We start from the raw sequence: 26,351 nt of genomic DNA, 5'->3' as shown, positions 1-26,351 counted from the left end.
CCGTATAAAAAGAAAACGTTGAACCAAGGAACTGGAAACTCGATCACAAGTTTGCTTCACTGAGGAAAACCAGAAAGGGGAGCAGAATGAAAACGATCGGTCTGTTGGGCGGAATGAGTTGGGAATCAACCATTCCCTATTATCGTTTAATCAATGAGGGCGTAAAGCAGCGCCTGGGTGGTCTGCACTCTGCGATTCTGCTGCTGCATAGCGTGGACTTTCATGAGATCGAAGCCTGTCAATCAAGCGGCGACTGGGACAAAGCCGGAGAGATGCTGGCCAGCGCGGCGCTGGGCCTGCAGCAGGCGGGGGCCGAAGCTATTCTGCTCTGTACTAATACCATGCACAAAGTTGCGTCGCATATTGAAGCGCGATGCCCGCTGCCATTTCTGCATATTGCCGATGCGACCGGGCGGGCGATTACGACATCCGGCATGTCGCGCGTGGCATTGCTGGGCACCCGCTATACCATGGAGCAGGACTTTTACCGGGGCCGTCTGACGTCGCAGTTTGCCATTGAAACGCTGATCCCCGATGAAGCAGACCGCGCGCGCATCAATGAGATCATCTTTGCAGAGCTCTGCCTCGGCACCTTTAGTGATGCCTCGCGCGACTATTATCTTAGCGTGATCGAGAAACTGGCGGCGCAGGGGGCGGAAGGGGTGATCTTCGGCTGCACCGAGATTGGCCTGCTGGTCCCTGCTGAGCACAGCCCCATTCCGGTCTTCGATACGGCGGCGATCCACGCGGCGGATGCGGTGGAATTTATGTTGTCCTGAGAAGATCGGCCGTAAACTGTTTTGCCCCCTGCTGTAACCAGCCACTGAATGCCTCCACCAGGGCGGAGGCCGGGCGATGCAGCGGGCGGATCAAACTCACCGTGAACGGCACCGAGAGGCTAAATGGGCGGATAACCACTCCGCTCGCCGCATACTCCAGCGCCGTGAGCGGATTCACTACCGAAATTCCTACCCCTGCGCGCACCATGGCGCAAATCGATGCTGCGCTGTGGGTCTCCACCACCATCCGGCGTTTAACCTGATGCTCGCTAAAGAGCGAATCCAGCAGCTGGCGATAGCTGTCGGTGCGCGACAAGCTAATGTAGTTCTCACCCTGAAAATCGGCGGGGGTGAGCACGCTCTTCTGACTGAGCGGATGCCCTGCGGGCAGCACGCACACCTCATCCAGCGACAGCAGTTCAGTACGTTCCGTTCCGGCAGGGGTGAGCAAGGTTTCCGTCAGCCCCAGATCGTGTCGCTGGGCGGAAAGCCACTCCTCAAGCAACGGGGATTCTTGCGGCACGATAGTGAGATTAACGTCGGGATAGCGCGTCAGAAAGGGCTGTAACAGCGTCGGTAAAAAGGACTGGGAAAAAACCGGCAGACAGGCGATCGACAACTCTCCCTGGCGGAATTCACGCAGGCTTTCGGCGGCGCTGACAATCCTGTCCAGCCCGTACCAGGATCGCTGGACCTCTTCAAAGAGCCGCAGCCCTTGCACCGTAGGATGCAGACGCCCGCGGCTTCGCTCAAAGAGCGTCAACCCAATTACCTTTTCAAAGCGCGCCAGCTCGCGGCTGACCGTGGGCTGCGAGGTGTGGAGCAGACGTGCGGCCTCGGTCAGGTTACCGGCGGTCATCACGGCGTGGAAGATTTCGATATGGCGTAGGTTAACGGCGGGCATAACGGTGGCCTGTGGCAAAAAGTTATCCATATCATTTTTGCATAGACTGACGATAAAACGATATTTTTTATTCGGTTCGCACTGTGGCGTAATCATAAAAAACCTGTACCGGAGAAGACCATGCCACGCTCGTTACACAACACAGACACCGCCCTCAACGCCGAGAATCTGCTGCGCCTGCCTGCGGAGTTTGGCTGCCCGGTCTGGGTTTACGACGCACAGATCGTTCGCGAAAAAATCGCCGCGCTGCATCAGTTTGATGTGGTGCGTTTCGCTCAGAAAGCGTGCTCAAACATCCATATCCTGCGCCTGATGCGCGAGCAGGGTGTCAAAGTCGACTCCGTATCGCTGGGGGAGATCGAACGTGCCCTGGCGGCGGGTTATGATCCGCAAGCCGATGGCGATGCCATTGTGTTTACTGCCGATCTGATCGACAGCGAAACCCTGGCCCGCGTGCATGAACTGCAGATCCCGGTTAACGCGGGCTCGGTAGATATGCTTGCCCAGTTAGGCGAGGTTTCGCCTGGCCATCGCGTCTGGCTGCGCGTTAACCCCGGCTTTGGCCATGGCCACAGTCAGAAAACGAATACCGGCGGCGAGAACAGTAAACACGGCATCTGGTATAGCGATCTGCCGGCGGCGCTGGAGGTATTGCAACAGTACAACCTGAAGCTGGTGGGCATTCACATGCACATTGGTTCTGGCGTCGATTACGGCCATCTGGAGCAGGTATGCGGTGCCATGGTGCGTCAGGTCATGGAATTCGGGCAGGATCTGGAAGCGATCTCCGCGGGCGGCGGCCTCTCTATTCCGTATCGTGAAGGGGAAGAGGCGATCGATACCGATCACTATTACGGTCTGTGGAGCGCCGCGCGTGACAAAATTGCCGCACACCTCGGCCATCCGGTAAAGCTGGAGATCGAACCAGGGCGTTTCCTGGTGGCAGAGTCCGGCGTATTGGTGGCACAGGTGCGTAGCGTTAAGACAATGGGTAGCCGCCACTTCGTACTGATCGACGCAGGATTCAACGATCTGATGCGCCCGGCAATGTACGGCAGCTATCACCACATTACCGCGCTGGCCGGCGACGGGCGCGATTTAACTCAGGCAGAGCAGGTAGAAACCGTGGTCGCCGGGCCGCTGTGTGAATCCGGTGATGTCTTTACCCAGCTGGAAGGCGGCAAGGTCGAAACCCGTTCGCTGCCTGCCGTGGTACCGGGAGATTATCTGGTACTGCATGATACGGGGGCCTACGGTGCGTCGATGTCTTCTAACTACAACAGCCGCCCGCTACTGCCGGAAGTGCTGTTTGATAACGGCGCGGCACGCCTGATCCGCCGCCGTCAGACGATTCAGGAATTGCTGGCGCTGGAACTCTTCTGATCATACTCCGGCCCTGGCGCGACGGAGTCCCGGATGACGAGCGTGCCGGTAAAGGGCGGGATCGCCTCGATCGGCTGGTCGTTCGCCAGCCGGATCGCCTGATCGATAGCCGTGGTGATCATATTGTCGATCGGCAGATAGACGGTCGACAGGGCTGGCTCCAGCCATTTCGCGCAGGGGGCGTCATCAAAGCCGAACAGAGATACATCCTGAGGGATACGCAGCCCCGCCTGGTGCAGCGCTTTTGATGAACCCAGCGCCATATCGTCGTTACAGGCAAACAGGGCGGTAAACTTTACGTTTTCGGTAAGCAGTTCACGGCAGAGTTCATAGCCCCGCGTCATCCCGGCGTCGCCATATTTTACCCGGCTCTCATCCCACGCAATGCCGTGTTCTTCCAGCGCTTTACGATACCCCATCAGACGCGCTTTCCCGGTCGGCGTATGGATCGGTACCGTCATACAGGCGATCTCCCGATGCCCCTGGCGAATCAGATAATCCACGGCTTTATACGCCGCATCTTGTTGCTCGAAGAAGACGCAGCGATCGCGCGCCTGGCTGACGTCACGGTTGATGACAATAAGCGGCATCTTCACGCTGTTGATCAGCGCCATAATGGCTTTTTCGCTCATATACCGGGTATAGAGGACGATGGCGTCGCACTGACGATCCGCCAGCATCTGCACGGCTTCCTGCTCCCGCTCGGGCGTGTCATGGCCATCGGTAACAATCAGCTGCTTGCCATGCGTTTCTGTCTGACGCGAGGCTTGTTGCAACAGGCGGCCAAAATAGAATCCGTCAAAGGTGGAAACCACCAGGCCAATACTGTTGCTGGTACGGTTAGCCAGCGAGCGGGCAAGAAAATTAGGGCGATAACCCAGCTCTTCCATCGCTTTAAACACTTGCTGCCGCGTACTCTCTTTGACCTGACCTGTGCCGTTCAGCACGCGCGATACAGTGGCTTTTGATACGCCCGCACGCAGTGAGACATCCAGCATTGTTGCCATTCGTTATTCCTGCATTCCCGTTATAAAAGCAGTTTATCACAGACGTTCCGGCGCTTAAGCCGGGCGGGTAGGGCAAAACCCCCATCATGATCACGCTTTTTGCCACCCGCGGCATCGCGGGCGATAAGTGGTATACCAAAGTGTATCTAAATCACAATCTGGGATACCTCTTACCGCGTTGCGAGCCAAGTCACAGAACAATATGACGCTGAAAGCTATTTTTGGTATGCCAATAGTATCCGGCTGTACACCTTATTCAATAAAAGCCCTTTTACTGAGGTATTACCCCTATGGCCTTACAGGAAAAACTGATCGATTCTCTGGGCAGTTTCGCCACCAAGTTCAACAGTTATCGCTACATCATGGCGATAAAATCCGCTTTCATCACCTTAATGCCGGTCATCATCGTTGGGGCGTTTTCGGTGCTGATCTCCAATATGGTGCTGGATCCGAAAAACGGCCTGGCCAGCTTTCAGTCGCTCTCGTTCCTGGCGGCGCTAAAGCCCATCACCAGTGCGCTTAACTACGCCACCCTTAACTTCCTGAATATCGGCGCTGTGTTCCTGATCGGTGTCGAACTGGGGCGGATCAACGGCATTAAATCGCTCTTTCCAGGGCTGCTGGCGGTCATCTGCTTTATTTGCGTTACGCCAACGACGGTAGAGATGCTGGTGGACGGTGAAATGCACGTGGTAAAAGATGTGCTGCTGCGCCAATTCTCTGACACCCGCAGCCTGTTCCTCGGTATGTTTATCGCGATTCTGTCGGTAGAGATCTATTGCTGGCTGGAGACCCGCCCCGGGCTGAAGATCAAAATGCCCGACACCGTACCGCCTAACGTTTCTGCCTCTTTTTCTGCGCTGATCCCGGCGATCATCACCACCACCGCTATTGCCACCTTCGGCTTTGTCTTCCATCAGTTAACCGGTATGTATCTGTACGATGCGGTTTATCAGGTGGTGCAACAGCCGCTTGAACGCGTGGTGCAAAGCCTGCCGGGCATTCTGCTGCTGATGTTTGTGGCCCAGCTGTTCTGGGTGATCGGCATTCATGGCAACCAGATGATTAAACCGATCCGCGAGCCGCTTCTGCTGGGGGCTATCACGGTTAACATGAGCGCGTTTGAACAGGGCAAAGAGGTACCCAATATCATTACCATGCCGTTCTGGGATGTCTATATGAGCATCGGCGGCTCCGGCCTGACGATCGGGCTGCTGATCGCGGTGATGATCGCCACCAAACGTAAAGAGATGAAAGAGATCGCCAAGCTCTCGATTGGCCCCGGCATTTTCAATATCAACGAACCGGTGATCTTCGGTATGCCAATCATGCTTAACCCGATTCTGGCGATCCCGTTCATCATCACCCCATTGGTGACGGGCTCTATCGGCTATTTCGCCACCGTAACCGGTTTTGCCGGTAAAGCCGTGGTGATGGTGCCCTGGACGACGCCGCCGCTGATTAACGCCTGGCTCTCAACGGCGGGCTCGATGGGGGCGGTGATCACCCAGCTGATCTGCATTGTGACCGCGATACTTATCTATCTGCCCTTTGTGAAAATCGCCTCCCGCCGCGCAGAGATTGCCGCGCAGCAGGCCCAGAACCAGCAGGCGACCCATAACGCATGAGGATTTCATGAGCATAAAACGCATTAGCATCCCTCAGGATTTTATCCTGGGGGCGGCGGCCTCCGCCTGGCAGACTGAAGGCTGGAGCGGCAAGCGAGAGGGACAAGACTCCTGGATTGACCTGTGGTACAAAAATGATCGCCACGTCTGGCATAACGGCTATGGCCCGGCGGTGGCCACCGACTTCATCAACCGCTTCAGGGAAGACGTGGCGCTGATGAAACAGGCGGGACTGACCCATTACCGCACGTCCATCAACTGGTCGCGCTTTTTAATCGACTATGAAAACGCCGTGGTCGATGAGACCTACGCCGCCTGGTACGATGAACTGTTCGCCGAGATGCATCGCCAGGGCATTGAGCCGATGATCTGCCTTGAACATTACGAACTGCCTGGCACCCTGCTGGAGACCTACGGCGGCTGGGGATCGAAGCATGTGGTGGAGCTCTTCACCCGTTATGCAGAGCAGGTCTTCGCCCGTTATCACAAGGTCGTGAAGCGTTGGTTCACCTTTAACGAGCCGATCGTTGTACAGACCCGCGTCTATCTGGATGCGCTGCGCTGGCCCTACGAGCAGAACACCGGCACCTGGATGCAGTGGAACCATCACAAAGTGCTGGCGACAGCAAAGGTGGTAAAACTGTTTCGCGAAAAAGGCTACAGCGGAAGCGTGGGCTGCATACTCAACCCGGAGGTGACCTATCCGCGCTCACGCGCAGCGCATGACGTGCGGGCGGCAGAAATTTACGATCTCTTCTACAACCGGGTCTTTCTCGATCCGCTGGTTCACGGGCGTTACCCGCAGGCGCTGTTCTCCCTACTGGCACAGCACGATGTGCAGTGGGAATACAATGAGCAGGAGCTGGCGCTAATTGCGGATAACACCGTCGATGAGCTGGGCATCAACCTTTACTACCCGCACCGGGTTAAGGCGCCCTCCAGGGCCTGGCATCCTGAGACACCTTTCCATCCGGCCTATTATTACGAGCCTTTTGAGCTGCCGGGGCGGCGCATGAATAAATCCCGCGGCTGGGAGATTTATCCGCGCATTATTTATGACATGGCAATGCGCATCAAAAACGACTATCGCAACATCCCGTGGTTCGTTGCCGAAAGCGGGATGGGGGTCGAGAACGAGAGTCAGTTCCGCAACCGTGACGGAGTCATAGAAGATGATTACCGGATCACGTTCATCAGCGAACATCTTTATTACACGCTACTGGCGCGGGAAGAGGGGGCGAACTGTCACGGCTACATGCTGTGGGCGTTTACCGATAATGTCTCGCCAATGAATGCCTTTAAAAATCGCTACGGCCTGATTGAGATCGATCTCGATAATCAGCGCGCCCGGCGGCCCAAGAAGTCGGCGAGTTGGTTCCGCCAGCTGCGTGATGAGCGTGTGCTGGCGCTCACTCTCGACGAAGAATGGAAGTAGGCGAAGAGCGTGCCAGTTCTGGTAACATAGCGCACAAACTGGCCGGGAGGATGCCCGGCCGACGCATTAACAAAGAGTACAGGTGATAACGTGGATAAGGCTGTCGTCCCGGCGGAAAAGAAGCAGTACCAGGAGATTGGCGAGGATCTGCGCCTGCAGATCATCCAGGGGCACTATCCCGTGGGATCGCGCCTGCCGCCGGAGCGTAATATCGCGGAAACCTACGGGGTGAGCCGTACCATCGTCCGTGAAGCGCTACTGATGCTTGAACTACAGGGGACGGTGGATATTCGCCAGGGGTCTGGCGTGTATGTGATGCGCATTCCGGAAGAGCACGAAAACGAAGAAGAGCGTTTCCTCAATAGCGACGTCGGCCCGTTTGAAATCCTGCAGGCCCGGCAGTTACTCGAAAGCAATATCGCCGCTTTCGCCGCTAAAATGGCCACCCGCGCTGATATCGACAACCTGCGGCGGATCATTGAGCAGGAGCAGCGTGCGATTGCGGCTAACGATAATAGCCAGGACAACAATAAAATGTTCCACCTGGTGCTGGCGGGCGCCACGCAAAACCAGATGCTGCTGGCAACGGTCGAAAGCGTCTGGCACCACATGGACAGCAGTCCGCTGTGGCAACAATTTAATGTGCATATTGCCAGTCGCGCCTATCGTCTGAAGTGGCTCGGCGATCGGCAGACGATCCTGGCGGCATTGCGTCGCCGCGACGTGATGGGCGCCTGGCAGGCCATGTTTCAGCATCTGGAAAACGTCAAAAAGAGCCTGCTGGAGCTTTCTGACGAAGACGCACCGGATTTTGACGGCTATCTGTTTGAATCGGTGCCCCTTTTCCAGGGCAAGCTGGTATGACTATTCAGCCTCTGTACGCCGCCCCCCAGCATGCGGGGCAGGTCGCGCAGTGGTTGTGGCAGGCCTTTGGTGAGGGATTACCGCAGGCGTTCTTCGCCAGTATCGTCCAGCACAGCCAAACGCCCGGGGCACTGCCGCTGACCTTTATCGCCACCGACGGCGAGCGTCTGCTTGGCACGGTGGGGCTCTGGCGCTGCGATCTGATTAGCCGTCAGGATCTCTATCCCTGGCTGGCAGCGCTGTATGTGGATGAAGCCGCACGCGGACAAGGGCTGGCGGGACAACTACAGGATTATGTACGACGTTGGGCGACAGAGGCCGGGTATCACGAGCTGCATCTCTGGTCTGCCTGCCGTGACTTTTACGAACGTTACGGCTGGCAGTATATCGGCGATGGGCTGGAGTACCCGGACAAAACGGTGCACCTCTACCGTTATTCGCTCACCGCCTCGGCGGGTGGCGTAACGGAGTGACGGCGCACCAGCGTCGGGCTAAAGACATGGGTGATTTCTGGCGGCTGGCGTTTCTCTGCAAGGGAAAGGGCCAGCTCTGCAGCCTGGGTTGCCATGGTAACAATCGGATAGCGCACGGTGGTCAGCCTTGGCCGCACATAGCGCGATATTAAAATGTCGTCGAAACCAATCAGTGAGATCTCGCCCGGCACCTCAACGCCATTATCGTTCAGCACCCCCATCGCCCCGGCGGCCATTGAGTCGTTATAACAGGCCACCGCGCTAAAATTACGTCCGCGTCCCAGCAGCTCGGTCATCGCCTGCTCCCCGCCGCTCTCATCGGGCTCGCCGTACGTGACCAGCCGATCATTGCAGGGCAGGCCGTTTTCACGCAGCGCGTCGTAATAGCCTTGCAGACGATCGTCAGCGTCTGAAATTTGATGGTTAGAGCAGAGATAGCCGATGCGCGTATGGCCTTGTTGAATAAGGTGGCGGGTAGCGAGCCAGGCGCCGTAACGGTCGTCCAGCGCCACGCAGCGCTTCTCATAGCCCGGGATAATGCGGTTGATAATCACCATGCCGGGAATCTGCTTCATCAAATGAATGAGCTCTTCATCGGGCAATACTTTGGCGTGCACCACCAGCGCCGCGCAGCGATGGCGAATGAGTTGTTCAATGGCCTGACGCTCTTTTTGCTCGCTGTGGTAGCCGTTGCCAATCAGCAGGAAATTACCGGTCTGGTAGGCAACCTGTTCCACGGCTTTCACCATGGCACCAAAGAACGGATCGGAGACATCGCCCACCACCAGACCGACGGTGTCGGTAGACTGCTGAGCAAGGGCGCGGGCATTGGCATTAGGGTGATAGTTGAGGGACTCCATCGCCGTCAGTACCGCCTGGCGAGAGGCCTCGCTGGCTTTCGGGGAGTCATTGATAACGCGCGAGACAGTGGCGACAGATACTCCAGCCAGCCGGGCCACATCCTTAATTGTCGCCATTTAACACCTTCAGTATTGGGTAAGCGTTTACACACCTAACAGTGTTGCGGAAAAGCGAGGTCTATTCAAGCCTGGGAAAATCGTGGCGATCACAAAAGCAGGAGTTGTCACCGAAAACAGTGTAATCGTTACACGGCAAGGCGTTTCAGGAGCGTGTGATTATGAATCTTTGCTTACACTTTGGCGCAGGCTGTTGCGATTGTTCGCTGGCTGGCGTCCGGCCCCCCTTGCTACATTCAGGATCCCAGAGGTATTGATAGGTGGAATCAACGCCAGTTGATGAACCGCGTTACACCAGCCTGCGTTCTTACGCAGGTTTTTTTTTTGCTTGTAACTCAATATGTAACAGGCGGCGGAAATATTCACACCTGGTTGCACTTAGGCTCATTCGCTTGCGTTTTCACGCTGGCGAAGCCCGTGCCCAACAGCCACAATCAAGATCCCAGAGGTATTGATTGGTGAGAATTCTTGGTACGTACTGCGTACTCATCTCTTGCACCAACCTGCGCAGATGCGCAGGTTTTTTTTTGTCCGGATATAGCTGTCGCCCCTGCCGCACTTCTCGTGTAATCTGCCACAATTTATAGTCATCCCATACATTGTCAGGGCAAAGGGAGTTGAAATGCTTTTTGGGTTTTTTCGCACACTCTTCCGTATTCTTTTCCGCATCCGCCTCACGGGCGATACTCAGGCGCTTCGCGCCGAGCGCGTACTGATCACACCAAACCACGTCTCATTTATTGATGGTATTTTACTGGCGCTGTTTTTGCCGGTGCGCCCCGTGTTTGCCGTCTATACCTCCGTTAGCCAACAGTGGTACATGCGCTGGCTTACCAAAGTGATCGACTTCGTGCCGCTCGACCCCACCAAACCGATGATGATTAAACATCTGGTGCGTCTGATTGAGCAGGGTCGCCCGGTGGTGATCTTCCCCGAAGGGCGCATCTCTATTACCGGCTCGCTGATGAAAATTTATGACGGCGCGGGGTTTGTGGCGGCTAAATCCGGGGCGACCGTGGTACCGCTGCGTATTGAAGGGGCTGAGCTGACCTATTTCAGCCGTCTGAAAGGGCTGGTGAAACAGCGCCTTTTCCCGCGTATTAGCCTGCATATTCTGCCGCCTACTCATTTGCCGATGCCTGAAGCGCCCCGCGCCCGCGATCGCCGCAAAATTGCCGGTGAGATGCTGCACCAAATCATGATGGAAGCACGCATGGCGGTGCGTCCGCGCGAAACGCTGTATGAATCACTGCTCTCGGCCCAGTATCGTTATGGGGCGAAGAAGAACTGTATTGAAGACATCAATTTCGCGCCGGATACCTATCGCAAACTGCTGACCAAAACCCTGTTCGTAGGCCGCATCCTGGATAAATATAGCCAGCAGGGCGAAAAAATTGGCCTGATGCTACCGAACGCAGGGATCTGCGCCGCGGTGATTTTCGGGGCGGTCTCACGCGGGCGTATCCCGGCGATGATGAACTACACCTCCGGGGTGAAAGGGCTTACCAGCGCCATCACCGCCGCCCAGATCAAAACCATCTTTACCTCACGCCAGTTCCTCGATAAAGGCAAGCTCTGGCATCTGCCGGAACAGCTGACGCAGGTACGCTGGGTGTTCCTGGAAGATTTAAAAGCCGATGTCACAACCGGCGATAAGCTGTGGATCTTTGCGCACCTGCTGGCCCCGCGTCTTGCGCAGGTCAAACAGCAGCCAGAAGATGCGGCGATTATCCTGTTCACCTCCGGTTCTGAAGGCAACCCAAAAGGCGTGGTGCACAGTCATAAAAGCCTGCTGGCAAACGTAGAGCAGATTAAAACTATCGCCGACTTTACGGCAAAAGACCGCTTTATGTCTGCGCTGCCCCTGTTCCACTCTTTTGGTCTGACCGTTGGGCTCTTTACCCCACTATTGACCGGTGCGGAAGTGTTCCTTTATCCGAGCCCGTTGCACTATCGCATTGTGCCGGAGCTGACCTATGACCGTAACTGCACGGTGATTTTCGGTACCTCGACCTTCCTGGGTAACTATGCTCGCTTCGCCAATCCGTACGACTTCCACCGGATTCGCTACGTAGTGGCGGGGGCGGAAAAATTGCAGGAGAGCACTCGCCAGCTTTGGCAGGATAAATTTGGCCTGCGCATTCTGGAAGGCTACGGCGTTACCGAGTGTGCGCCCGTCGTGTCGATTAATGTGCCGATGGCCGCGAAGCCGGGCACCGTCGGGCGTATTCTGCCGGGTATGGATGCACGTCTGATGGCCGTGCCGGGCATAGAAGAGGGTGGTCGGCTGCAGCTAAAAGGGCCGAACGTCATGAACGGTTATCTGCGGGTTGAAAACCCGGGCGTACTGGAAGCGCCGACGGCAGAAAACGTGAACGGCGAGGTCGAGACCGGTTGGTACGACACCGGGGATATTGTTCGTTTTGACGAACAGGGCTACGTGCAAATCCAGGGCCGGGCGAAGCGCTTTGCCAAAATTGCCGGCGAGATGGTGTCGCTGGAGATGGTTGAGCAGCTGGCTCTCTCTGTCTCTGCCGATAAACTTCATGCCACTGTCGTAAAAAGCGATGCCAGTAAAGGTGAGGCGCTGGTGCTTTTCACGACCGATAGCGAGCTTAGGCGCGAGCAACTGCTGCAGCATGCTCGCGAGCACGGCATTCCGGAGCTGGCGGTACCGCGTGATATCCGTTTCCTGAAACAATTGCCGGTGCTGGGCAGCGGGAAACCCGATTTTGTGACCCTGAAAGGGATGGTTGAAGAGGCGGAACAACCACATGCGTGAGTCAGTACACACTAACACTTCCCTGTGGTCGAAAGGGATGATGGCGGTGACCGCCGCCCAGTTCCTCTCTGCATTCGGCGATAACGCGCTGCTGTTTGCCACCCTGGCGCTGCTAAAAGAGCAGTTCTATCCGGACTGGAGTCAGCCGATCCTGCAGATGGTGTTTGTGGGTGCTTACATCGTTTTTGCCCCCTTTGTCGGGCAGGTGGCTGACAGCTTCCCGAAAGGCAGAGTGATGATGTTCGCTAACGGCCTGAAGTTGCTAGGCGCAGCCAGCATCTGTTTCGGCGTTAATCCCTTTATTGGCTATACGCTGGTGGGCGTGGGGGCGGCAGCTTACTCGCCGGCTAAGTACGGCATTCTGGGAGAGCTGACGACCGGCGATAAGCTGGTGAAAGCCAACGGCTTAATGGAATCCTCCACTATTGCCGCGATTCTGCTGGGATCGATGGCGGGAGGCGTGCTGGCCGACTGGCACGTGCTGGCGGCGCTGGGCGTGTGTGCCGTTGTCTATGCCGGGGCGGTGGTGGCAAACCTCTTTATTCCGCGCCTGCCGGTTGCCCGTCCGGGACAATCCTGGCGCTTTACGCCAATGACGGCCAGCTTCTTTAATGCCGTGCGCGTACTGTGGCATAACGGTGAAACCCGTTTTTCGCTGCTGGGAACCAGCATGTTCTGGGGAGCCGGGGTTACGCTACGCTTTCTGCTGGTTCTGTGGGTGCCAGTTGCGCTTGGCATCACGGATAACGCCACGCCAACCTATCTTAATGCGATGGTTGCGGTAGGGATTGTGGTGGGCGCTGGCGCGGCAGCCAAACTGGTGACGCTGCAAACAGTGGCGCGCTGTATGCCTGCGGGGATCCTCATCGGTGTGGCGGTGTTGTTCTTCACGTTACAACACGCGCTGTTGCCCGCCTATGCGCTGTTACTGCTGATCGGTATGTTCGGCGGTTTCTTTGTGGTGCCGCTCAATGCGCTCTTGCAGGAGCGCGGCAAGCACACCGTAGGGGCGGGGAATGCGATTGCGGTACAAAACCTGGGCGAAAATATCGCGATGCTGCTGATGCTGGGCCTTTATTCGCTGGCGGTGAAGGTGGGAGTGCCGGTGGTGGGTATCGGTGTGGGCTTTGGCGCGTTATTTGCGCTGGCGATTGCGGCGCTGTGGATGTGGCAGCGTCGGCGGTAAACCTGTGCGGGCTGATGCCTTCTCCATAAGGGAGAGGGCAGAGACGAAAACGGCAACCTCTGGGTTGCCGTTTTGCTTTTGTTATGGGGCGGGGTAGGTATAAACCTGATGCACCGCTTCAATCTCGGCTAACACCTCTTCACTCAGTTCGAGATGCCGGCTTTCAACGTTGGTTTTCAACTGCTCCAGCGAGGTTGCGCCCAGCAAGGTGCTGGCAACAAACGGCTGGCGGCGAACAAAGGCCAGCGCCATCTGGGCAGGATCCAGACCGTGGCGTTTCGCGATATCGACATACGCCGCCACCGCTTTTTGCGACTGCTCGCCGCTGTAGCGGGTAAAGCGGCTAAAGAGGGTATTACGCGCCCCGGCAGGTTTCGCGCCGTTAAGGTATTTACCCGTCAGGGTGCCAAAGGCCAGACACGAGTAGGCGAGCAGTTCCACCCCTTCATACTGGCTCACTTCCGCCAGACCCACTTCATAGCTGCGGTTCAGTAGGCTATAGGGGTTCTGAATAGTGACGATACGCGGCAGATCATGCTTATCGGCCAGGTGCAGATAGCGCATCACGCCAAACGCGGTTTCGTTAGAGACACCGATATAACGGATCTTTCCGGCGCGCTGGCACTCGGTCAGCGCTTCCAGGGTTTCGAGCAGGGTCACCACCGGCGCGCTGTCGGCCCAGCTGTAACCCAGCTTGCCGAAACAGTTAGTTGGTCGCTGCGGCCAGTGTACCTGATAGAGGTCAAGGTAATCGGTCTGCAGACGCTTCAGGCTGGCATCCAGCGCTTCGCGAATGTTCTTGCGATCAAGGATCTGATTCGGGCGGATCCCACTGTCATTGTTGCGTGACGGCCCGCTGACTTTAGAGGCGAGGACCAGCTTCTCACGGTTGCCATGCTTTGCCAGCCAGTTGCCAACATAGGTTTCCGTTAAGCCCTGAGTCTCGGGGCGCGGCGGCACCGGGTACATCTCTGCCACATCAATCAGGTTTATCCCCTGGCTGATGGCGTAGTCGAGTTGAGCATGGGCATCGGCTTCGCTATTTTGTTCACCAAATGTCATGGTGCCCAACCCCAGTTGACTGATTTCCAGTGAGCTATGGGGGATACGGTGATAATGCATAGCCGGCTTCCTTTATAGTGACTTATAAGATGGGTCAGGAACCTCCCGACAAAGGAATATAAACATGGCAGAGGGGAAGCAAAAGGGGAAGAGAAAAATCAAAAAGGCCAGCGGGCGCTGACCTTAATCTTTATCGTTCAATAATTTGTGAAACTTCATCGCGGTTAATCTGCATCGAATTTCCTTGCTGATCGCGGTAGCTCACCAGACCGGTATCATCGTCGACTTCGGGTTTGCCGTCAGTCAAAATCATCCGACCGTCCTTTGTCGCCATGACGTAATCGCTACTGCAACCAGAAACGGCAAACGCTAAACCAACAGCTGAAATGATCACTGCCCATTTTTTCATATCCACCCCCTTTAACTGGCTCAAACTCTTCTTAGTGTAGTAATAACTTAGAAGTTACGAAGCCGAAAGCAGTAAAATCTTAAAAATACTCATATTGCGGGCGATATAACGAAAATGGCCATGAAAAACTATGTTTTCAACAAAAAATGGCGGGCCAGCAAGGCGCCAGTGAAATTCTTTTTCAGGTAAAATCCGCGCGGAAGGGTCAAAATGGGCTCGCCATGTGTACCAATGGCCTCGGTCAGGGCTTTGCTATTGGCGGCTTTAGGACGCAATTGCAACACCTCTCCGTGACGCGCAGTGATACGCTCAACCTGGCCAAGGACAATCATATCCATCAACTCTTCCCAGTCCAGCCGCAGTTGCCGATCTTCTTCTTCGTCAGGGCTCCAGATCAGCGGCGAACCGATTCGCCGTTCTGCCAGTGGAATAGCCCGATCCCCTTCAACCGGCACCCACAGGACGCGGTTCAATTTATGCTTCACGTGGCTGGTTTCCCAGGTGATCCCGGTATTCCCCGTCAGTGGTGCCACACAGACAAAGGTCGTCTCCAGCGGTTTACCCTGACTATCCACCGGGATGGTTTTGAGCTCTACCCCGAGCGCCGCAAAATCCTGCTCCGGCTTGCTGCCGGCGCTGGCACCCAGCCACACCTCCAGCAAGAGACCGATCCAGCCTTTATCACGCTTCAGATCCTGCGGAATGGGTAAACCTGCAAGCCGCGCCAACTCTCCTAAAGAGTAGCCTGCCAGCCGCTGGGCCTGGGCCATTAACTGTGCTTCGCTGTCAGGTGGAGAGCTTAACGGTACGAGGGAAAACATAACGAACCTATTGGTTAAAAAATGAGCAGTTGTTATACACGATCGAGAATGAGTTTATCCCGTTCTGTATAAAGAAAACAGACCAATGATTTATAACGCTTTTCTTAACCTTTTTAGGCGAAATTTTTCTGGCACGAAAAGGTTGTTCAATTCTGGTCACTGACAATGAACAGGATCTTACACCATGTTATCCACAGAAAAATGGGATAAGTGGTGATAACCCTGACTACTGGTTCCATTTACAGCCTTGACGTATGGTCAAAATCGAAAAATCAGACAAAATGTGCCTAACTTATTGGCACAATCTGTGGATAAAACCGACGCTGGTGGATCTTTCATCAATACAATGATCTTGCCTGTGACCTGCATCACATTAACCGATGTTATGCAGTGAATTAACAGGGTAATACCCTGTATTTAAAGCTTTTGTTTGGGTGCCATTTTTACGTATCATTAAGAGTAATCTGGGTTGTCCATCGGTAATTCCATACTTCTTCACAACTCTATCCACAGAAAAAGTGAATAAAATCGTCTTTCGGCTCGGTCATCTGTTTATAACTCAGATGAAATTTGTGAGTTATTCAAATGTTATTAGGCCGCAGGGCTGAAAGAGAGTGGTTTACCGCCTCACTGGAGTGTGAAACAATCATTTCTATATAAAGTTTAGTTTGAGGTAGTCCGGTGATTGATGACGATGGCTACCGCCCGAATGTCGGAATCGTAATTTGTAATCGTCAGGGGCAGGTGATGTGGGCCCGCCGATATGGCCAGCACTCCTGGCAATTTCCCCAGGGTGGGATAAACCCCGGAGAGACCCCAGAGCAAGCGATGTATCGGGAGCTGTACGAAGAAGTTGGCTTAAGCCGGAAGGATGTTCGTATCCTTGCTTCGACCCGCAACTGGTTGCGTTACAAATTACCAAAACGTTTGGTGCGTTGGGACACAAAGCCGGTATGTATCGGCCAGAAACAAAAATGGTTTCTTCTGCAACTGGTGAGCAGCGACGCAGATATCAACATGCAAAGCAGTAGCACGCCGGAGTTCGACGGTTGGCGCTGGGTTAGCTACTGGTATCCTGTCCGTCAGGTCGTGTCGTTTAAACGCGACGTTTACCGCAGGGTAATGAAAGAGTTCGCAAGTGCCGTCATGACGCTTCAGGAGGCCCCTCCTAAGCCGCAAAGTGCACCTGCCTGGCGACGTAAAAGAGGTTAAGCTACGCACATTATGCTCACCCGCCTGCGAGAAATAGTCGAGAAGGTGGCCAGCGCTCCACGGCTCAACGAGGCGCTGGATATTCTGGTCACTGACATCTGTCTTGCGATGGAAACTGAGGTCTGTTCGGTCTACCTGGCCGACCATGATCGGCGTTGTTATTATCTGATGGCCACGCGAGGTTTGAAAAAACCACGCGGCCGTACCGTCGCGCTTGCATTTGATGAAGGTATCGTCGGGTTGGTTGGGCGCCTTGCTGAGCCTATCAACCTGGCGGATGCGCAGAAACACCCCAGCTTTAAATATATCCCCTCCGTAAAAGAAGAACGCTTCCGGGCATTTCTGGGCGTTCCCATTATTCAGCGTCGTCAGCTGCTTGGCGTGCTGGTCGTTCAGCAGCGCGAACTGCGTCAGTACGACGAAAGTGAAGAGTCTTTCCTCGTTACGCTGGCCACGCAAATGGCAGCCATTCTCTCCCAGTCCCAGCTCGCGGCGCTGTTTGGTCAATATCGCCAGACGCGCATACGCGCGCTGCCTGCTTCGCCGGGCGTCGCTATCGCCGAAGGCTGGATGGACGCAACCCTGCCGTTAATGGAGCAGGTTTACGAAGCCTCTACGCTGGATACCGCCCTTGAGCGAGAGCGACTAACCGGCGCGCTGGAAGAGGCAGCCAGTGAGTTTCGCCGCTACAGTAAACGCTTTGCCGCCGGTGCGCAGAAAGAGACGGCCGCCATTTTCGATCTTTACTCCCACCTGCTGTCAGATGCGCGTCTGCGTCGGGAGCTTTTTGCTGAGGTGGATAACGGCTCGGTGGCCGAGTGGGCGGTCAAAAAGGTCATTGAAAAATTTGCCGAGCAGTTTGCGGCCCTGACCGATGGCTATCTGAAAGAGCGGGCAGGGGATCTGCGTACGTTGGGTCAGCGCCTGCTCTTCCATCTTGACGACACCATTCAGGGACCCAATACCTGGCCTGCACGCTTTGTGCTGGTGGCCGATGAGCTGTCAGCGACTACGCTGGCGGAGCTGCCGCAAGATCGCCTCGCCGGGATTGTCGTGCGCGACGGGGCAGCTAACTCGCATGCTGCCATCATGGTGCGCGCGCTGGGGATCCCAACGGTCATGGGGGCAGACATCCAGCCTTCAGTACTGCATCGCCGTACGCTGGTGGTGGATGGCTATCGCGGAGAACTGCTGGTCGATCCTGAACCGGTAGTCCTGCAAGAATATCAAAAGCTTATTGTTGAAGAGAATGAGCTGAGTCGTCTGGCAGAAGACGATGTTAACTTGCCCGCTGCGCTGAAAAGCGGCGAGCGAATCAAAGTCATGCTCAACGCTGGCTTAAGCCCGGAGCATGAAGAAAAGCTGGGTAGCCGTATCGACGGCATTGGACTTTATCGCACCGAAATCCCCTTTATGTTGCAAAGCGGCTTCCCGTCGGAAGAGGAGCAAGTCGCGCAATATCAGGGCATGCTGCAGATGTTCAATGATAAACCTGTCACGCTGCGTACCCTTGATGTGGGGGCGGACAAGCAGCTCCCGTATATGCCGATCAGCGAAGAGAATCCCTGCCTCGGCTGGCGCGGGATCCGGATTACGCTCGATCAGCCCGAGATATTCCTGATCCAGGTGCGGGCCATGCTACGCGCCAACGCCGCGACCGGCAATCTCAGTATTCTGCTGCCGATGGTTACCAGCATCGACGAGATCGACGAGGCGAAACGCCTGATCGAACGTGCCGGGCGCGAAGTGGAAGAGATGATCGGCTATGCGATCCCGAAACCGCGTATCGGGGTGATGCTTGAAGTACCCTCAATGGTGTTCATGCTGCCCCAGCTGGCTTCTCGCGTCGATTTTATCTCCGTGGGCACCAACGATCTCACGCAGTACATGCTGGCGGTTGATCGTAACAATACCCGTGTGGCGAGTATCTACGACAGCCTGCACCCGGCCATGCTGCGTGCGCTGGCGATGATTGCCCGGGAAGCAGAACAGCAGGGTCTCGACCTGCGGCTCTGCGGCGAAATGGCCGGTGATTCCATGTGCGTAGCGATTCTGGTCGGCCTGGGCTTCCGCCACCTCTCCATGAACGGGCGTTCCGTGGCGCGCGTCAAATACCTGTTACGCCATATTGAATATGAAGACGCGCAGCAGTTGGCCCAGCGCAGTCTCGAAGCCCAACTGGCGACAGAGGTACGTCATCAGGTTGCGGCCTTCATGGAGCGCCGTGGGATGGGTGGCCTGATTCGCGGCGGGCGCTAAAAAGCGATACCCTCCCGGTGACGAGAGGGTATACATATCTTTTACAACTTCACCACCGCGTCGCCGTCTCCCTTGTGCTATGATTCGCAACCCTGGAGCCCCCGATAAACACGGGCGGCATTTTTACCGCTGTCCACCTCTTTTCGGCGGAATAACAAGATCCTGTGGTGACAGATGAATAGTGGCTATCTGCATTTTCCGGAATTTGATCCGGTCATTTTCTCAATTGGACCCGTTGCGCTTCACTGGTACGGCCTGATGTATCTGGTTGGTTTCATCTTTGCCATGTGGCTGGCAGGCCGTCGCGCCTCCCGTCCCGGCAGTGGCTGGACCAAAAACGAAGTTGAAAATCTGCTCTATGCCGGCTTCCTCGGGGTATTCCTCGGCGGACGTATCGGCTATGTGCTGTTTTACAACTTCCCGGTGTTCCTCAGCGATCCGCTCTATCTGTTCCGCGTCTGGGATGGCGGCATGTCGTTCCACGGCGGCCTGATTGGCGTCATTCTGGTGATGGTGATCTTCGCTTATCGCACCAAACGTAACTTCTTCCAGGTGTCAGATTTCATCGCGCCGCTGATCCCGTTTGGCCTGGGTGCAGGTCGTCTCGGTAACTTTATCAACGGCGAGCTGTGGGGACGTGTCGATCCTAACGTCTCCTTCACCATGCTCTTCCCGGCTTCCCGCGCGGAAGATATGGCGCTGCTGCCCTCGCATCCTGAATGGCAATCGATTTTCGATACCTACGGCGTTCTGCCGCGACACATGTCTCAGCTGTATGAAATGGCGCTGGAAGGCATAGTACTTTTTATCATTCTGAACATTTTTATCCGCAAACCGCGTCCAATGGGGGCCGTGTCGGGTCTGTTCCTGATAGGTTACGGGGCGTTCCGCATTATCGTGGAATTCTTCCGCCAACCGGATGCGCAGTTCACCGGCGAGTGGGTGCAGTACATCAGCATGGGGCAGATTCTCTCCATCCCGATGATTGTCGCGGGTATTATCATGATGATTTGGGCTTATCGTCGTCGCCCACAGCAACAGCTTTCCTGAGGTCTCATGAAACAGTATCTTGACCTGATGCAAAAAGTGCTCGATGAGGGCACGCCGAAAAACGACCGCACCGGCACCGGTACGCTCTCCATTTTTGGCCACCAGATGCGCTTCAATCTGCAAGAGGGCTTCCCGCTGGTCACCACCAAGCGTTGCCATTTGCGCTCGATTATCCATGAGCTGCTGTGGTTCCTGCAGGGTGATACTAACGTTGCGTATCTGCATGAAAACAATGTCTCCATCTGGGACGAATGGGCCGACGAGAACGGCGATCTGGGGCCGGTATACGGCAAGCAATGGCGCGCCTGGCCTACGCCAGATGGCCGTCACATTGACCAGATCACCACCGTGATGAACCAGCTGAAGAATGACCCGGATTCGCGCCGGATCATCGTTTCTGCCTGGAATGTCGGCGAGCTAGATAAGATGGCGCTGGCGCCATGCCACGCCTTCTTCCAGTTCTATGTGGCAGACGGTAAGCTCTCTTGCCAGCTCTACCAGCGTTCTTGCGATGTGTTCCTCGGTCTGCCGTTTAACATCGCCAGCTATGCGTTGCTGGTACATATGATGGCGCAGCAGTGCGATCTGGAAGTGGGTGACTTCGTCTGGACGGGGGGAGATACCCACCTGTACAGCAACCATATGGAGCAGACCCATCTGCAGCTCACCCGTGAACCGCGTGCCCTGCCGAAACTGGTGATCAAGCGTAAGCCCGACTCTATCTTCGATTATCGTTTTGATGACTTCGAAATCGAGGGCTACGACCCGCACCCTGGCATCAAGGCGCCGGTCGCGATCTAACCCGGTCATGCTGACACAACCGGTGCCCCAGGGCGCCGGTTTTTTTTTGCCTGTAATCTCTTTTTGCGGCCCTGCTTCCGCCCTGTTTGCAACGGGCTGCAATGTCAAAAAAAGCGTGGAAACCGCCTCGTAAACCGCCGACTTGCCTGTCGCCAGCGCTTCGCCGCTGCGCCACACTCCGCACATGAAAATCGCAAAGGGCTTTACGCTCATCGAAACGTTGGTGGCTATTTCGCTTGTCGTGACGCTAAGCGCGGCGGGGCTGTATGGCTGGCGAAGCTGGCAGCAACAGCAGCAACTCTGGCAGACCGCACGTCAGGTACGTGACTACCTGGTTATACTGCGCAACGATGCCTGGCGTAATAACCGCGACCATAGGGTGGTACTCGGGCAGCGCGGTCAACATTGGTGCCTGCAAAGGGAGCAGGCAGTCGCGTGCCAGCAGCATGATCCCTGGGTGCTAATCCCCCTCTGGCCAGCCATCAGCGTCAAAGCGATCACGCCCGGGCTAGGCTTCTATGGGCTTCGGGATACGGCCTGGGCCGGGCGCATTCACCTTCAAAGCCCGGCGGGAGAGTGGCTGGTGATTGTCTCATCCTGGGGCCGCATCAGGATGTGCAGCGCAAAGGGAGAATTTGCATGCCGCTAAAACAGACAGGCTTTTCACTGACGGAAGTATTGATCGCGATGGCCATCAGCAGCCTGCTGCTGCTCAGTGCCGTCCGTTTCCTGCCGGGGCTGCAGCGGGCGCTGCAAACGCAGACCGCGCAGCAGGAAATTGAAGAGGAGATCGGGCTGCGATTAGCAGGTATTGGCAAACATCTGCAGCGCGCGGGTTTCTGCGCCGGCACCTGTCAGGGGGCTGCGTTAGAGCTTAGCGCGCAGGGTGAGTGCGTCATTGTGCAATGGGATGAAAACAGTAATGGCCGTTGGGAAACCACCCCACAAACGGCGGCGGAGCAAACGGGATTTCGTCTGAATGCCGGGGCACTGGAAACGCTGCGCGGGGCTACATCCTGTTGGGGTAAAGGCTGGGAGCGGATAACGGATCCGGACAGGGTCACGGTTGTTCATTTTAAAGTAGAAAAGGTGCAGCGAGCGGGGTTTGCCCCGGAGCTTACCCTGGCACTTTCTGCCGCGTTTGCAGGTCGGCAGGGGCGGGTTTTCCAGGCCTATCACAGTGTGACGGGGTATAACCTGTGAAGCGGCAAAAAGGGATCTCTTCGCTGGCAATGGTATTGATGATCCTGATGCTGGGCTCGCTATTGCTGGCCGGGCACAACCAGCAACTGAATACGCTGTTGTTCATCGTCAATGCTGAACGTCATGCTATACAGCAGCAGGCCGGGGCGCAGTCAGCGATGGAGTGGGCGCGCACCCTTGGCTGGCAGCCTGTCGCTGAGCAGCAATGCCAAAAGCATCCCAGTCAGACGTGGTGGGCGTGTCTGCGTCCTGTTGGGGATGACCAGCGTCTATTGATTGCCGGCAGCGAAGGCAGCACGCTGTGGCGGTTAGGAAGCGTCCCCTCCGGTGAGGTCGTATTTTCCCGCCACGGCTGGAGCGACTTTTGCCCCATAAAGGAGACCGCACTGTGTCAGGTAAAATAATCAGCAGACAGCGTGGATTCAGTATTGTCGAGGTGTTACTGGCAATGGCGCTGATGATCATGGTCGTCACGATGCTGGCGGGCTATCATCGTGCCCTGGCCAGCCGGTTCGTCATGCTCGATCACTATCGCCAGCTCTGGCGCCATGGCTGGAACCAGTCTCAGCTCCACGCCAGCACTCTCCCGGAAGGCTGGCAAATAAACCGGGGGCAGACAACGCACGCCGGATGTGTCAGCATCTCGGTCACACTTATTTCTCCACAAGGTCGACAGGGGCAGATGACACGCCTGCACTGTCCGATCAGCAAATAGTTGAGAGCAGTTATGTTAAGGGTCTACCACTCAAACCGCCTGGATGTGCTGGAAGCACTGATGGAGTTCATCGTCGAACAGCAACGGCTCGACGATCCCTTTGAACCCGAGATGATCCTGGTTCAAAGCACCGGTATGGCCCAATGGCTGCAGATGTCCCTGTCGCAAAAATTTGGTATCGCCGCCAATATTGATTTCCCGCTGCCCGCCAGCTTTATCTGGGATATGTTCGTCCGCGTGTTGCCAGAAATTCCAGAACAGAGCGCGTTCAATAAGCAGAGCATGAGCTGGAAGCTAATGTCGCTTCTGCCCGATATGTTACCCCGCGATGAGTTTGCCATGCTGCGGCACTATCTCAACGACGATACGGATAAGCGAAAAATCTTCCAGCTGGCCTCGCGGACGGCGGATCTCTATGACCAGTATCTGGTCTATCGCCCGGAATGGCTCACCCGCTGGGAAGCGGGTGAACTGATTGATGGCCTGGATCAGGCGCAAATCTGGCAGGCCCCGCTCTGGAAGGCACTGGTGGAACATACGCACGCGCTGGGGCAGCCCCGCTGGCACCGTGCCAATTTATATGAGCGTTTCATCGCCATGCTGGAGTCTGCAGACTCTGCACCAGAAGGCCTGCCTTCAAGGGTCTTTATTTGCGGTATTTCTGCTTTGCCGCCGGTCTACCTGAAGGCGCTTAATGCGCTGGGTAAACACATTGATATCCACATTCTCTTTACCAATCCCTGTCGTCACTACTGGGGTGATATTCAGGATGCCCGCTGGCTGGCACGCAGGCTGACCCGTCAGCGGCGACGTCTTTTCGATGAGCGCAGTGTCCCGCTGTTCAAAGACAGCGAGACGGCGGCGCAACGCTTTAACGATGAAGGGATCCATGAGCTGGCGAATCCTTTGTTGGCCTCCTGGGGCAAGCTGGGACGCGACTATATCTACATGCTTTCGGAGATCACGGAAACGGGTGAAGGGGATGTGGATGCGTTTGTAGATATCACGCCCGACAGCCTGCTGCATAACGTTCAACTGGATATTCTGGATCTGGAAAACAGTGCCGTCGCGGGAATCACTGCCGATGAGTTTGCCCGCAGCGATAGAAAACGCCTGCTTGATCCCGAGGATCGCAGCGTGACCATCAATATCTGCCATAGCCCGCAGCGTGAAGTAGAAGTGCTGCATGACAGACTGCTGGCGATGCTCGAGGACGATCCGTCGCTCACTCCACGCGATATCGTGGTCATGGTGGCCGATATCGATAGCTACAGTCCTTTTATTCAGGCGGTGTTTGGCAGCGCGACGGGCGATCGCTATCTTCCCTATGCCGTATCTGACCGTCGCGCGCGCCAGTCTCATCCGGCCCTGCAGGCCTTTATCAGTCTGCTTACGCTACCAGACAGCCGCTTTGTGCCTGAAACCGTACTGGCGCTGCTGGACGTGCCGGTGCTGGCTGCTCGTTTCGACATTGATGAAGAGGGGCTACGTTACCTGCGCCAGTGGGTAAACGAATCGGGCGTGCGCTGGGGGATGGATGACGACAACGTGCAGGCGTTTGAACTGCCTGTGACGGGCCAGCACACCTGGCAATTCGGGCTGACCCGTATGCTGCTCGGCTATGCCATGGAGAGCAGCCAGGGGGAGTGGAACGACGTTCTGCCTTATGACGAATCAAGCGGCTTAATTGCCGAACTGGTTGGGCATCTTGCCTCGTTGCTGATGCAGCTTAACCGCTGGCGTAGCAGGCTGATGGAGAGCCGGGAGCTGGAAGCGTGGCTGCCAGTCGCCCGGGAAATGTTGAATGACTTTTTCCTGCCCGACCAGGAGACCGAAGCGGCAATGGCGCTGATTGAGCAGCAGTGGCAGGCGATCATCGAAGAGGGGGTAAATTCTCACTATGGCGAAGCGATTCCCCTCTCCCTGCTGCGCGACGAATTGACCCAGCGTCTGGATCAGGAGCGTATCAGCCAGCGCTTCCTGGCCGGGCCGGTTAACATCTGTACTCTGATGCCAATGCGCTCCATTCCGTTCAAGGTGGTCTGCCTGTTAGGGATGAACGACGGTGTCTATCCACGCGCGCTGGCCCCGCTCGGCTTCGATTTAATGAGCCAGAATCCCCAGCGTGGCGACCGTAGTCGTCGTGATGATGACCGCTATCTGTTCCTTGAAGCCTTGATCTCAGCTCAGCAAAAACTTTACATCAGCTATATCGGTCGCTCCATTCAGGATAACAGCGAACGTTTCCCCTCCGTGCTGGTGCAGGAGTTGGTGGACTATATCGGGCAGAGCCATTACCTGCCGGGCGATGAAGAACGTAACTGTGATGAGAGCGAGAAGCGGGTGAAAGCGCATATCACCTGCTATCACAGCCGCATGCCATTTGATCCAGCCAACTACGTGGCAAGCGAGCAGCAGAGCTATGCCCGCGAATGGTTACCGGCGGCGAAGAGAGAAGGCAAAGCCCATACCGACTTTATACAGCCGCTGCCAGCGCTGCCCATCACCGCCATTACCTTCGAGCAGTTACAGCGTTTCTGGGCGCACCCTGTGCGCGCTTTTTTCCAGATGCGCCTGCAGGTCAACTTCCGCTCTGAAGAGAGCGAAATCCCCGATGCGGAGCCCTTTACCCTGGAGGGACTAAGCCGTTATCAGCTTAATCAGCAACTGTTGAATGCGCTGGTCGATGAGCAAGATGCCGACATGCTGTTTCGTCGTTTTCGCGCTGCGGGGCAGCTACCCTATGGCGCCTTTGGCGAAATCGTCTGGGAGACTCAGTGTCAGGAGATGCAGACGCTCGCTTCCCGCGTGATTGAATGTCGCCAGCCGGGTATCAGCATGGAGATCGATCTCGAATGCAGCGGTATCCCGCTCACCGGTTGGCTACAGCATGTACAGCCGGATGGCCTGCTGCGCTGGCGCCCAGCGATGTTGAGCGTTTCACAAGGGTTGCAACTTTGGCTGGAACATCTTGTCTACTGTGCCAGTGGCGGTGAAGGCGAAAGCCGGCTCTTTGTGCGCAAGGATGGCGAGTGGCGATTCCCGCCGCTTCCGGCGGAACAGGCTATGCACTATCTGGAACAGCTTGTTGCCGGTTATTTGCAAGGAATGAACCAACCGCTACTTCTGCTGCCAGAAAGTGGGGGGGCATGGGTAAAAACCTGTTACGACGCGACAAACAATGTCATGTTAACCGATGAGGCCACATTGCAAAAAGCGCGTAGCAAGTTCCTGCAGGCCTACGAGGGCAATATGATGGTGCGCGGCGAAGGGGATGATGTCTGGTATCAGCGTTTATGGCGCACCCTTGAACCGGAATACTTTGACGCTATCACGGAAGAGGCGCAGCGCTATCTGTTACCTTTGTTCAAATTTAATTAGTCCTGGCGGCTGTATAAAAA

General features: G+C 56.0%; 23 protein-coding genes. 17 read left to right on the top strand and 6 right to left on the bottom strand.

Annotated elements, in window-relative coordinates; all coding sequences use genetic code 11:
- Window positions 1–86: 86 nt before the first annotated feature.
- A complete protein-coding gene (locus tag WFN75_RS15815; RefSeq protein ID WP_336996468.1) occupies window positions 87–779 on the top strand; it encodes an aspartate/glutamate racemase in 693 nt (230 codons plus the stop codon).
- Here the strand turns inward: WFN75_RS15815 and WFN75_RS15810 are convergent.
- Entirely contained in the window at window positions 766–1,683 is a 918-nt protein-coding gene (locus WFN75_RS15810; RefSeq protein WP_207293871.1) for a LysR family transcriptional regulator, read from the bottom strand. The genes WFN75_RS15815 and WFN75_RS15810 overlap by 14 nt on opposite strands.
- 120 nt (window positions 1,684–1,803) lie before the next feature.
- Here WFN75_RS15810 and lysA point away from each other — a divergent pair, with 120 nt between their 5' ends.
- Entirely contained in the window at window positions 1,804–3,066 is a 1,263-nt protein-coding gene (gene lysA / locus WFN75_RS15805; RefSeq protein ID WP_336996467.1) for a diaminopimelate decarboxylase, read from the top strand.
- On the opposite strand, the gene WFN75_RS15800 is transcribed toward lysA, so the two are convergent.
- Window positions 3,036–4,073: a LacI family DNA-binding transcriptional regulator gene (locus WFN75_RS15800; RefSeq protein WP_040074186.1), complete on the bottom strand. Its 1,038-nt coding sequence runs from the start codon at window positions 4,071–4,073 to the stop codon at window positions 3,036–3,038. The genes lysA and WFN75_RS15800 overlap by 31 nt on opposite strands.
- A 290-nt stretch (window positions 4,074–4,363) precedes the next feature.
- Between WFN75_RS15800 and WFN75_RS15795 the strand changes: the two genes are divergently transcribed.
- The 4 genes from WFN75_RS15795 (at window position 4,364) to WFN75_RS15780 (ending at window position 8,473) form a co-directional block, all read left to right on the top strand.
- On the top strand, window positions 4,364–5,701 hold the full coding sequence (locus WFN75_RS15795; protein WP_040074187.1) for a PTS sugar transporter subunit IIC: 1,338 nt from the start codon (window positions 4,364–4,366) through the stop codon (window positions 5,699–5,701).
- Between the two features lie 7 nt (window positions 5,702–5,708).
- Window positions 5,709–7,136, top strand: coding sequence for a glycoside hydrolase family 1 protein (locus tag WFN75_RS15790; RefSeq protein ID WP_212476441.1), 1,428 nt, complete (start codon window positions 5,709–5,711; stop codon window positions 7,134–7,136).
- Between the two features lie 90 nt (window positions 7,137–7,226).
- The gene (locus WFN75_RS15785; protein ID WP_040074191.1) at window positions 7,227–8,000 is read left to right on the top strand and encodes a GntR family transcriptional regulator; all 774 of its coding nucleotides are present in this window, start codon (window positions 7,227–7,229) and stop codon (window positions 7,998–8,000) included.
- The gene (locus WFN75_RS15780; protein WP_286791467.1) at window positions 7,997–8,473 is read left to right on the top strand and encodes a GNAT family N-acetyltransferase; all 477 of its coding nucleotides are present in this window, start codon (window positions 7,997–7,999) and stop codon (window positions 8,471–8,473) included. Before WFN75_RS15785 ends, WFN75_RS15780 begins: the two co-directional genes overlap by 4 nt.
- Here WFN75_RS15780 and galR read toward each other — a convergent pair.
- Window positions 8,434–9,450 (bottom strand): HTH-type transcriptional regulator GalR, encoded by a 1,017-nt coding sequence (galR, locus tag WFN75_RS15775; protein ID WP_040074193.1) that lies wholly within the window; start codon window positions 9,448–9,450, stop codon window positions 8,434–8,436. The genes WFN75_RS15780 and galR overlap by 40 nt on opposite strands.
- 622 nt (window positions 9,451–10,072) lie before the next feature.
- Here galR and aas point away from each other — a divergent pair.
- The gene (aas, locus tag WFN75_RS15770) at window positions 10,073–12,232 is read left to right on the top strand and encodes a bifunctional acyl-ACP--phospholipid O-acyltransferase/long-chain-fatty-acid--ACP ligase (protein ID WP_336996466.1); all 2,160 of its coding nucleotides are present in this window, start codon (window positions 10,073–10,075) and stop codon (window positions 12,230–12,232) included.
- Window positions 12,225–13,418 carry a lysophospholipid transporter LplT gene (gene lplT / locus WFN75_RS15765; RefSeq protein ID WP_040074195.1) on the top strand — a complete coding sequence of 398 codons (1,194 nt, stop codon included), beginning with the start codon at window positions 12,225–12,227 and terminating at the stop codon, window positions 13,416–13,418. Before aas ends, lplT begins: the two co-directional genes overlap by 8 nt.
- An 81-nt stretch (window positions 13,419–13,499) precedes the next feature.
- Here the strand turns inward: lplT and WFN75_RS15760 are convergent, their stop codons facing one another.
- From WFN75_RS15760 to mutH, 3 genes are all read right to left on the bottom strand, one after another.
- On the bottom strand, window positions 13,500–14,540 hold the full coding sequence (locus tag WFN75_RS15760) for an NADP(H)-dependent aldo-keto reductase (RefSeq protein ID WP_046887087.1): 1,041 nt from the start codon (window positions 14,538–14,540) through the stop codon (window positions 13,500–13,502).
- Between the two features lie 130 nt (window positions 14,541–14,670).
- Window positions 14,671–14,889 (bottom strand): YgdI/YgdR family lipoprotein, encoded by a 219-nt coding sequence (locus WFN75_RS15755; RefSeq protein ID WP_040074197.1) that lies wholly within the window; start codon window positions 14,887–14,889, stop codon window positions 14,671–14,673.
- A 128-nt stretch (window positions 14,890–15,017) separates the two neighbouring features.
- Window positions 15,018–15,710, bottom strand: coding sequence for a DNA mismatch repair endonuclease MutH (mutH, locus tag WFN75_RS15750; protein ID WP_040074199.1), 693 nt, complete (start codon window positions 15,708–15,710; stop codon window positions 15,018–15,020).
- A 681-nt stretch (window positions 15,711–16,391) separates the two neighbouring features.
- On the opposite strand from mutH, the gene rppH reads away from it, so the two are divergent.
- The 9 genes from rppH (at window position 16,392) to recC (ending at window position 26,331) form a co-directional block, all read left to right on the top strand.
- Complete coding sequence (rppH, locus tag WFN75_RS15745) at window positions 16,392–16,922, top strand: RNA pyrophosphohydrolase (RefSeq protein WP_040074200.1); 531 nt, start codon at window positions 16,392–16,394, stop codon at window positions 16,920–16,922.
- Window positions 16,923–16,934: 12 nt separating this feature from the next.
- Window positions 16,935–19,181, top strand: a complete 2,247-nt coding sequence (ptsP, locus tag WFN75_RS15740; RefSeq protein WP_046887085.1) for a phosphoenolpyruvate--protein phosphotransferase — start codon at window positions 16,935–16,937, stop codon at window positions 19,179–19,181.
- A 174-nt stretch (window positions 19,182–19,355) separates the two neighbouring features.
- On the top strand, window positions 19,356–20,231 hold the full coding sequence (lgt, locus tag WFN75_RS15735) for a prolipoprotein diacylglyceryl transferase (protein ID WP_040074202.1): 876 nt from the start codon (window positions 19,356–19,358) through the stop codon (window positions 20,229–20,231).
- Between the two features lie 6 nt (window positions 20,232–20,237).
- Window positions 20,238–21,032: a thymidylate synthase gene (gene thyA / locus WFN75_RS15730; protein ID WP_040074203.1), complete on the top strand. Its 795-nt coding sequence runs from the start codon at window positions 20,238–20,240 to the stop codon at window positions 21,030–21,032.
- A 184-nt stretch (window positions 21,033–21,216) separates the two neighbouring features.
- Window positions 21,217–21,681 (top strand): prepilin peptidase-dependent protein, encoded by a 465-nt coding sequence (locus WFN75_RS15725; protein WP_336996465.1) that lies wholly within the window; start codon window positions 21,217–21,219, stop codon window positions 21,679–21,681.
- On the top strand, window positions 21,672–22,235 hold the full coding sequence (locus WFN75_RS15720) for a prepilin peptidase-dependent protein (protein WP_336996464.1): 564 nt from the start codon (window positions 21,672–21,674) through the stop codon (window positions 22,233–22,235). Before WFN75_RS15725 ends, WFN75_RS15720 begins: the two co-directional genes overlap by 10 nt.
- Window positions 22,232–22,639: a DUF2509 family protein gene (locus WFN75_RS15715; RefSeq protein WP_336996463.1), complete on the top strand. Its 408-nt coding sequence runs from the start codon at window positions 22,232–22,234 to the stop codon at window positions 22,637–22,639. Before WFN75_RS15720 ends, WFN75_RS15715 begins: the two co-directional genes overlap by 4 nt.
- Window positions 22,624–22,950, top strand: coding sequence for a prepilin-type N-terminal cleavage/methylation domain-containing protein (locus WFN75_RS15710; protein WP_301280678.1), 327 nt, complete (start codon window positions 22,624–22,626; stop codon window positions 22,948–22,950). The genes WFN75_RS15715 and WFN75_RS15710 overlap by 16 nt, the downstream gene beginning before the upstream one ends.
- A gap of 12 nt (window positions 22,951–22,962) precedes the next feature.
- Entirely contained in the window at window positions 22,963–26,331 is a 3,369-nt protein-coding gene (recC, locus tag WFN75_RS15705; RefSeq protein WP_336996462.1) for an exodeoxyribonuclease V subunit gamma, read from the top strand.
- Window positions 26,332–26,351 lie beyond the last annotated feature (20 nt).

This window comes from Leclercia sp. UBA7405 (genome assembly GCF_037152215.1).
Taxonomy (GTDB): Bacteria; Pseudomonadota; Gammaproteobacteria; order Enterobacterales; family Enterobacteriaceae; genus Enterobacter; species Enterobacter pneumoniae.
This window is presented reverse-complemented; position numbering and strand designations above follow the sequence as displayed.

Excerpts from the sequence above, each read along its gene's own strand:
- WFN75_RS15815 (WP_336996468.1), top strand. The coding sequence starts at position 87 with ATGAAAACGATCGGTCTGTTGGGCGGAATGAGTTGGGAATCAACCATT.
- WFN75_RS15810 (WP_207293871.1), bottom strand. The coding sequence starts at position 1,683 with ATGCCCGCCGTTAACCTACGCCATATCGAAATCTTCCACGCCGTGATG.
- lysA (WP_336996467.1), top strand. The coding sequence starts at position 1,804 with ATGCCACGCTCGTTACACAACACAGACACCGCCCTCAACGCCGAGAAT.
- WFN75_RS15800 (WP_040074186.1), bottom strand. The coding sequence starts at position 4,073 with ATGGCAACAATGCTGGATGTCTCACTGCGTGCGGGCGTATCAAAAGCC.
- WFN75_RS15795 (WP_040074187.1), top strand. The coding sequence starts at position 4,364 with ATGGCCTTACAGGAAAAACTGATCGATTCTCTGGGCAGTTTCGCCACC.
- WFN75_RS15790 (WP_212476441.1), top strand. The coding sequence starts at position 5,709 with ATGAGCATAAAACGCATTAGCATCCCTCAGGATTTTATCCTGGGGGCG.
- WFN75_RS15780 (WP_286791467.1), top strand. The coding sequence starts at position 7,997 with ATGACTATTCAGCCTCTGTACGCCGCCCCCCAGCATGCGGGGCAGGTC.
- galR (WP_040074193.1), bottom strand. The coding sequence starts at position 9,450 with ATGGCGACAATTAAGGATGTGGCCCGGCTGGCTGGAGTATCTGTCGCC.
- aas (WP_336996466.1), top strand. The coding sequence starts at position 10,073 with ATGCTTTTTGGGTTTTTTCGCACACTCTTCCGTATTCTTTTCCGCATC.
- lplT (WP_040074195.1), top strand. The coding sequence starts at position 12,225 with ATGCGTGAGTCAGTACACACTAACACTTCCCTGTGGTCGAAAGGGATG.
- WFN75_RS15760 (WP_046887087.1), bottom strand. The coding sequence starts at position 14,540 with ATGCATTATCACCGTATCCCCCATAGCTCACTGGAAATCAGTCAACTG.
- WFN75_RS15755 (WP_040074197.1), bottom strand. The coding sequence starts at position 14,889 with ATGAAAAAATGGGCAGTGATCATTTCAGCTGTTGGTTTAGCGTTTGCC.
- mutH (WP_040074199.1), bottom strand. The coding sequence starts at position 15,710 with ATGTTTTCCCTCGTACCGTTAAGCTCTCCACCTGACAGCGAAGCACAG.
- ptsP (WP_046887085.1), top strand. The coding sequence starts at position 16,935 with ATGCTCACCCGCCTGCGAGAAATAGTCGAGAAGGTGGCCAGCGCTCCA.
- lgt (WP_040074202.1), top strand. The coding sequence starts at position 19,356 with ATGAATAGTGGCTATCTGCATTTTCCGGAATTTGATCCGGTCATTTTC.
- thyA (WP_040074203.1), top strand. The coding sequence starts at position 20,238 with ATGAAACAGTATCTTGACCTGATGCAAAAAGTGCTCGATGAGGGCACG.
- WFN75_RS15725 (WP_336996465.1), top strand. The coding sequence starts at position 21,217 with ATGAAAATCGCAAAGGGCTTTACGCTCATCGAAACGTTGGTGGCTATT.
- WFN75_RS15720 (WP_336996464.1), top strand. The coding sequence starts at position 21,672 with ATGCCGCTAAAACAGACAGGCTTTTCACTGACGGAAGTATTGATCGCG.
- recC (WP_336996462.1), top strand. The coding sequence starts at position 22,963 with ATGTTAAGGGTCTACCACTCAAACCGCCTGGATGTGCTGGAAGCACTG.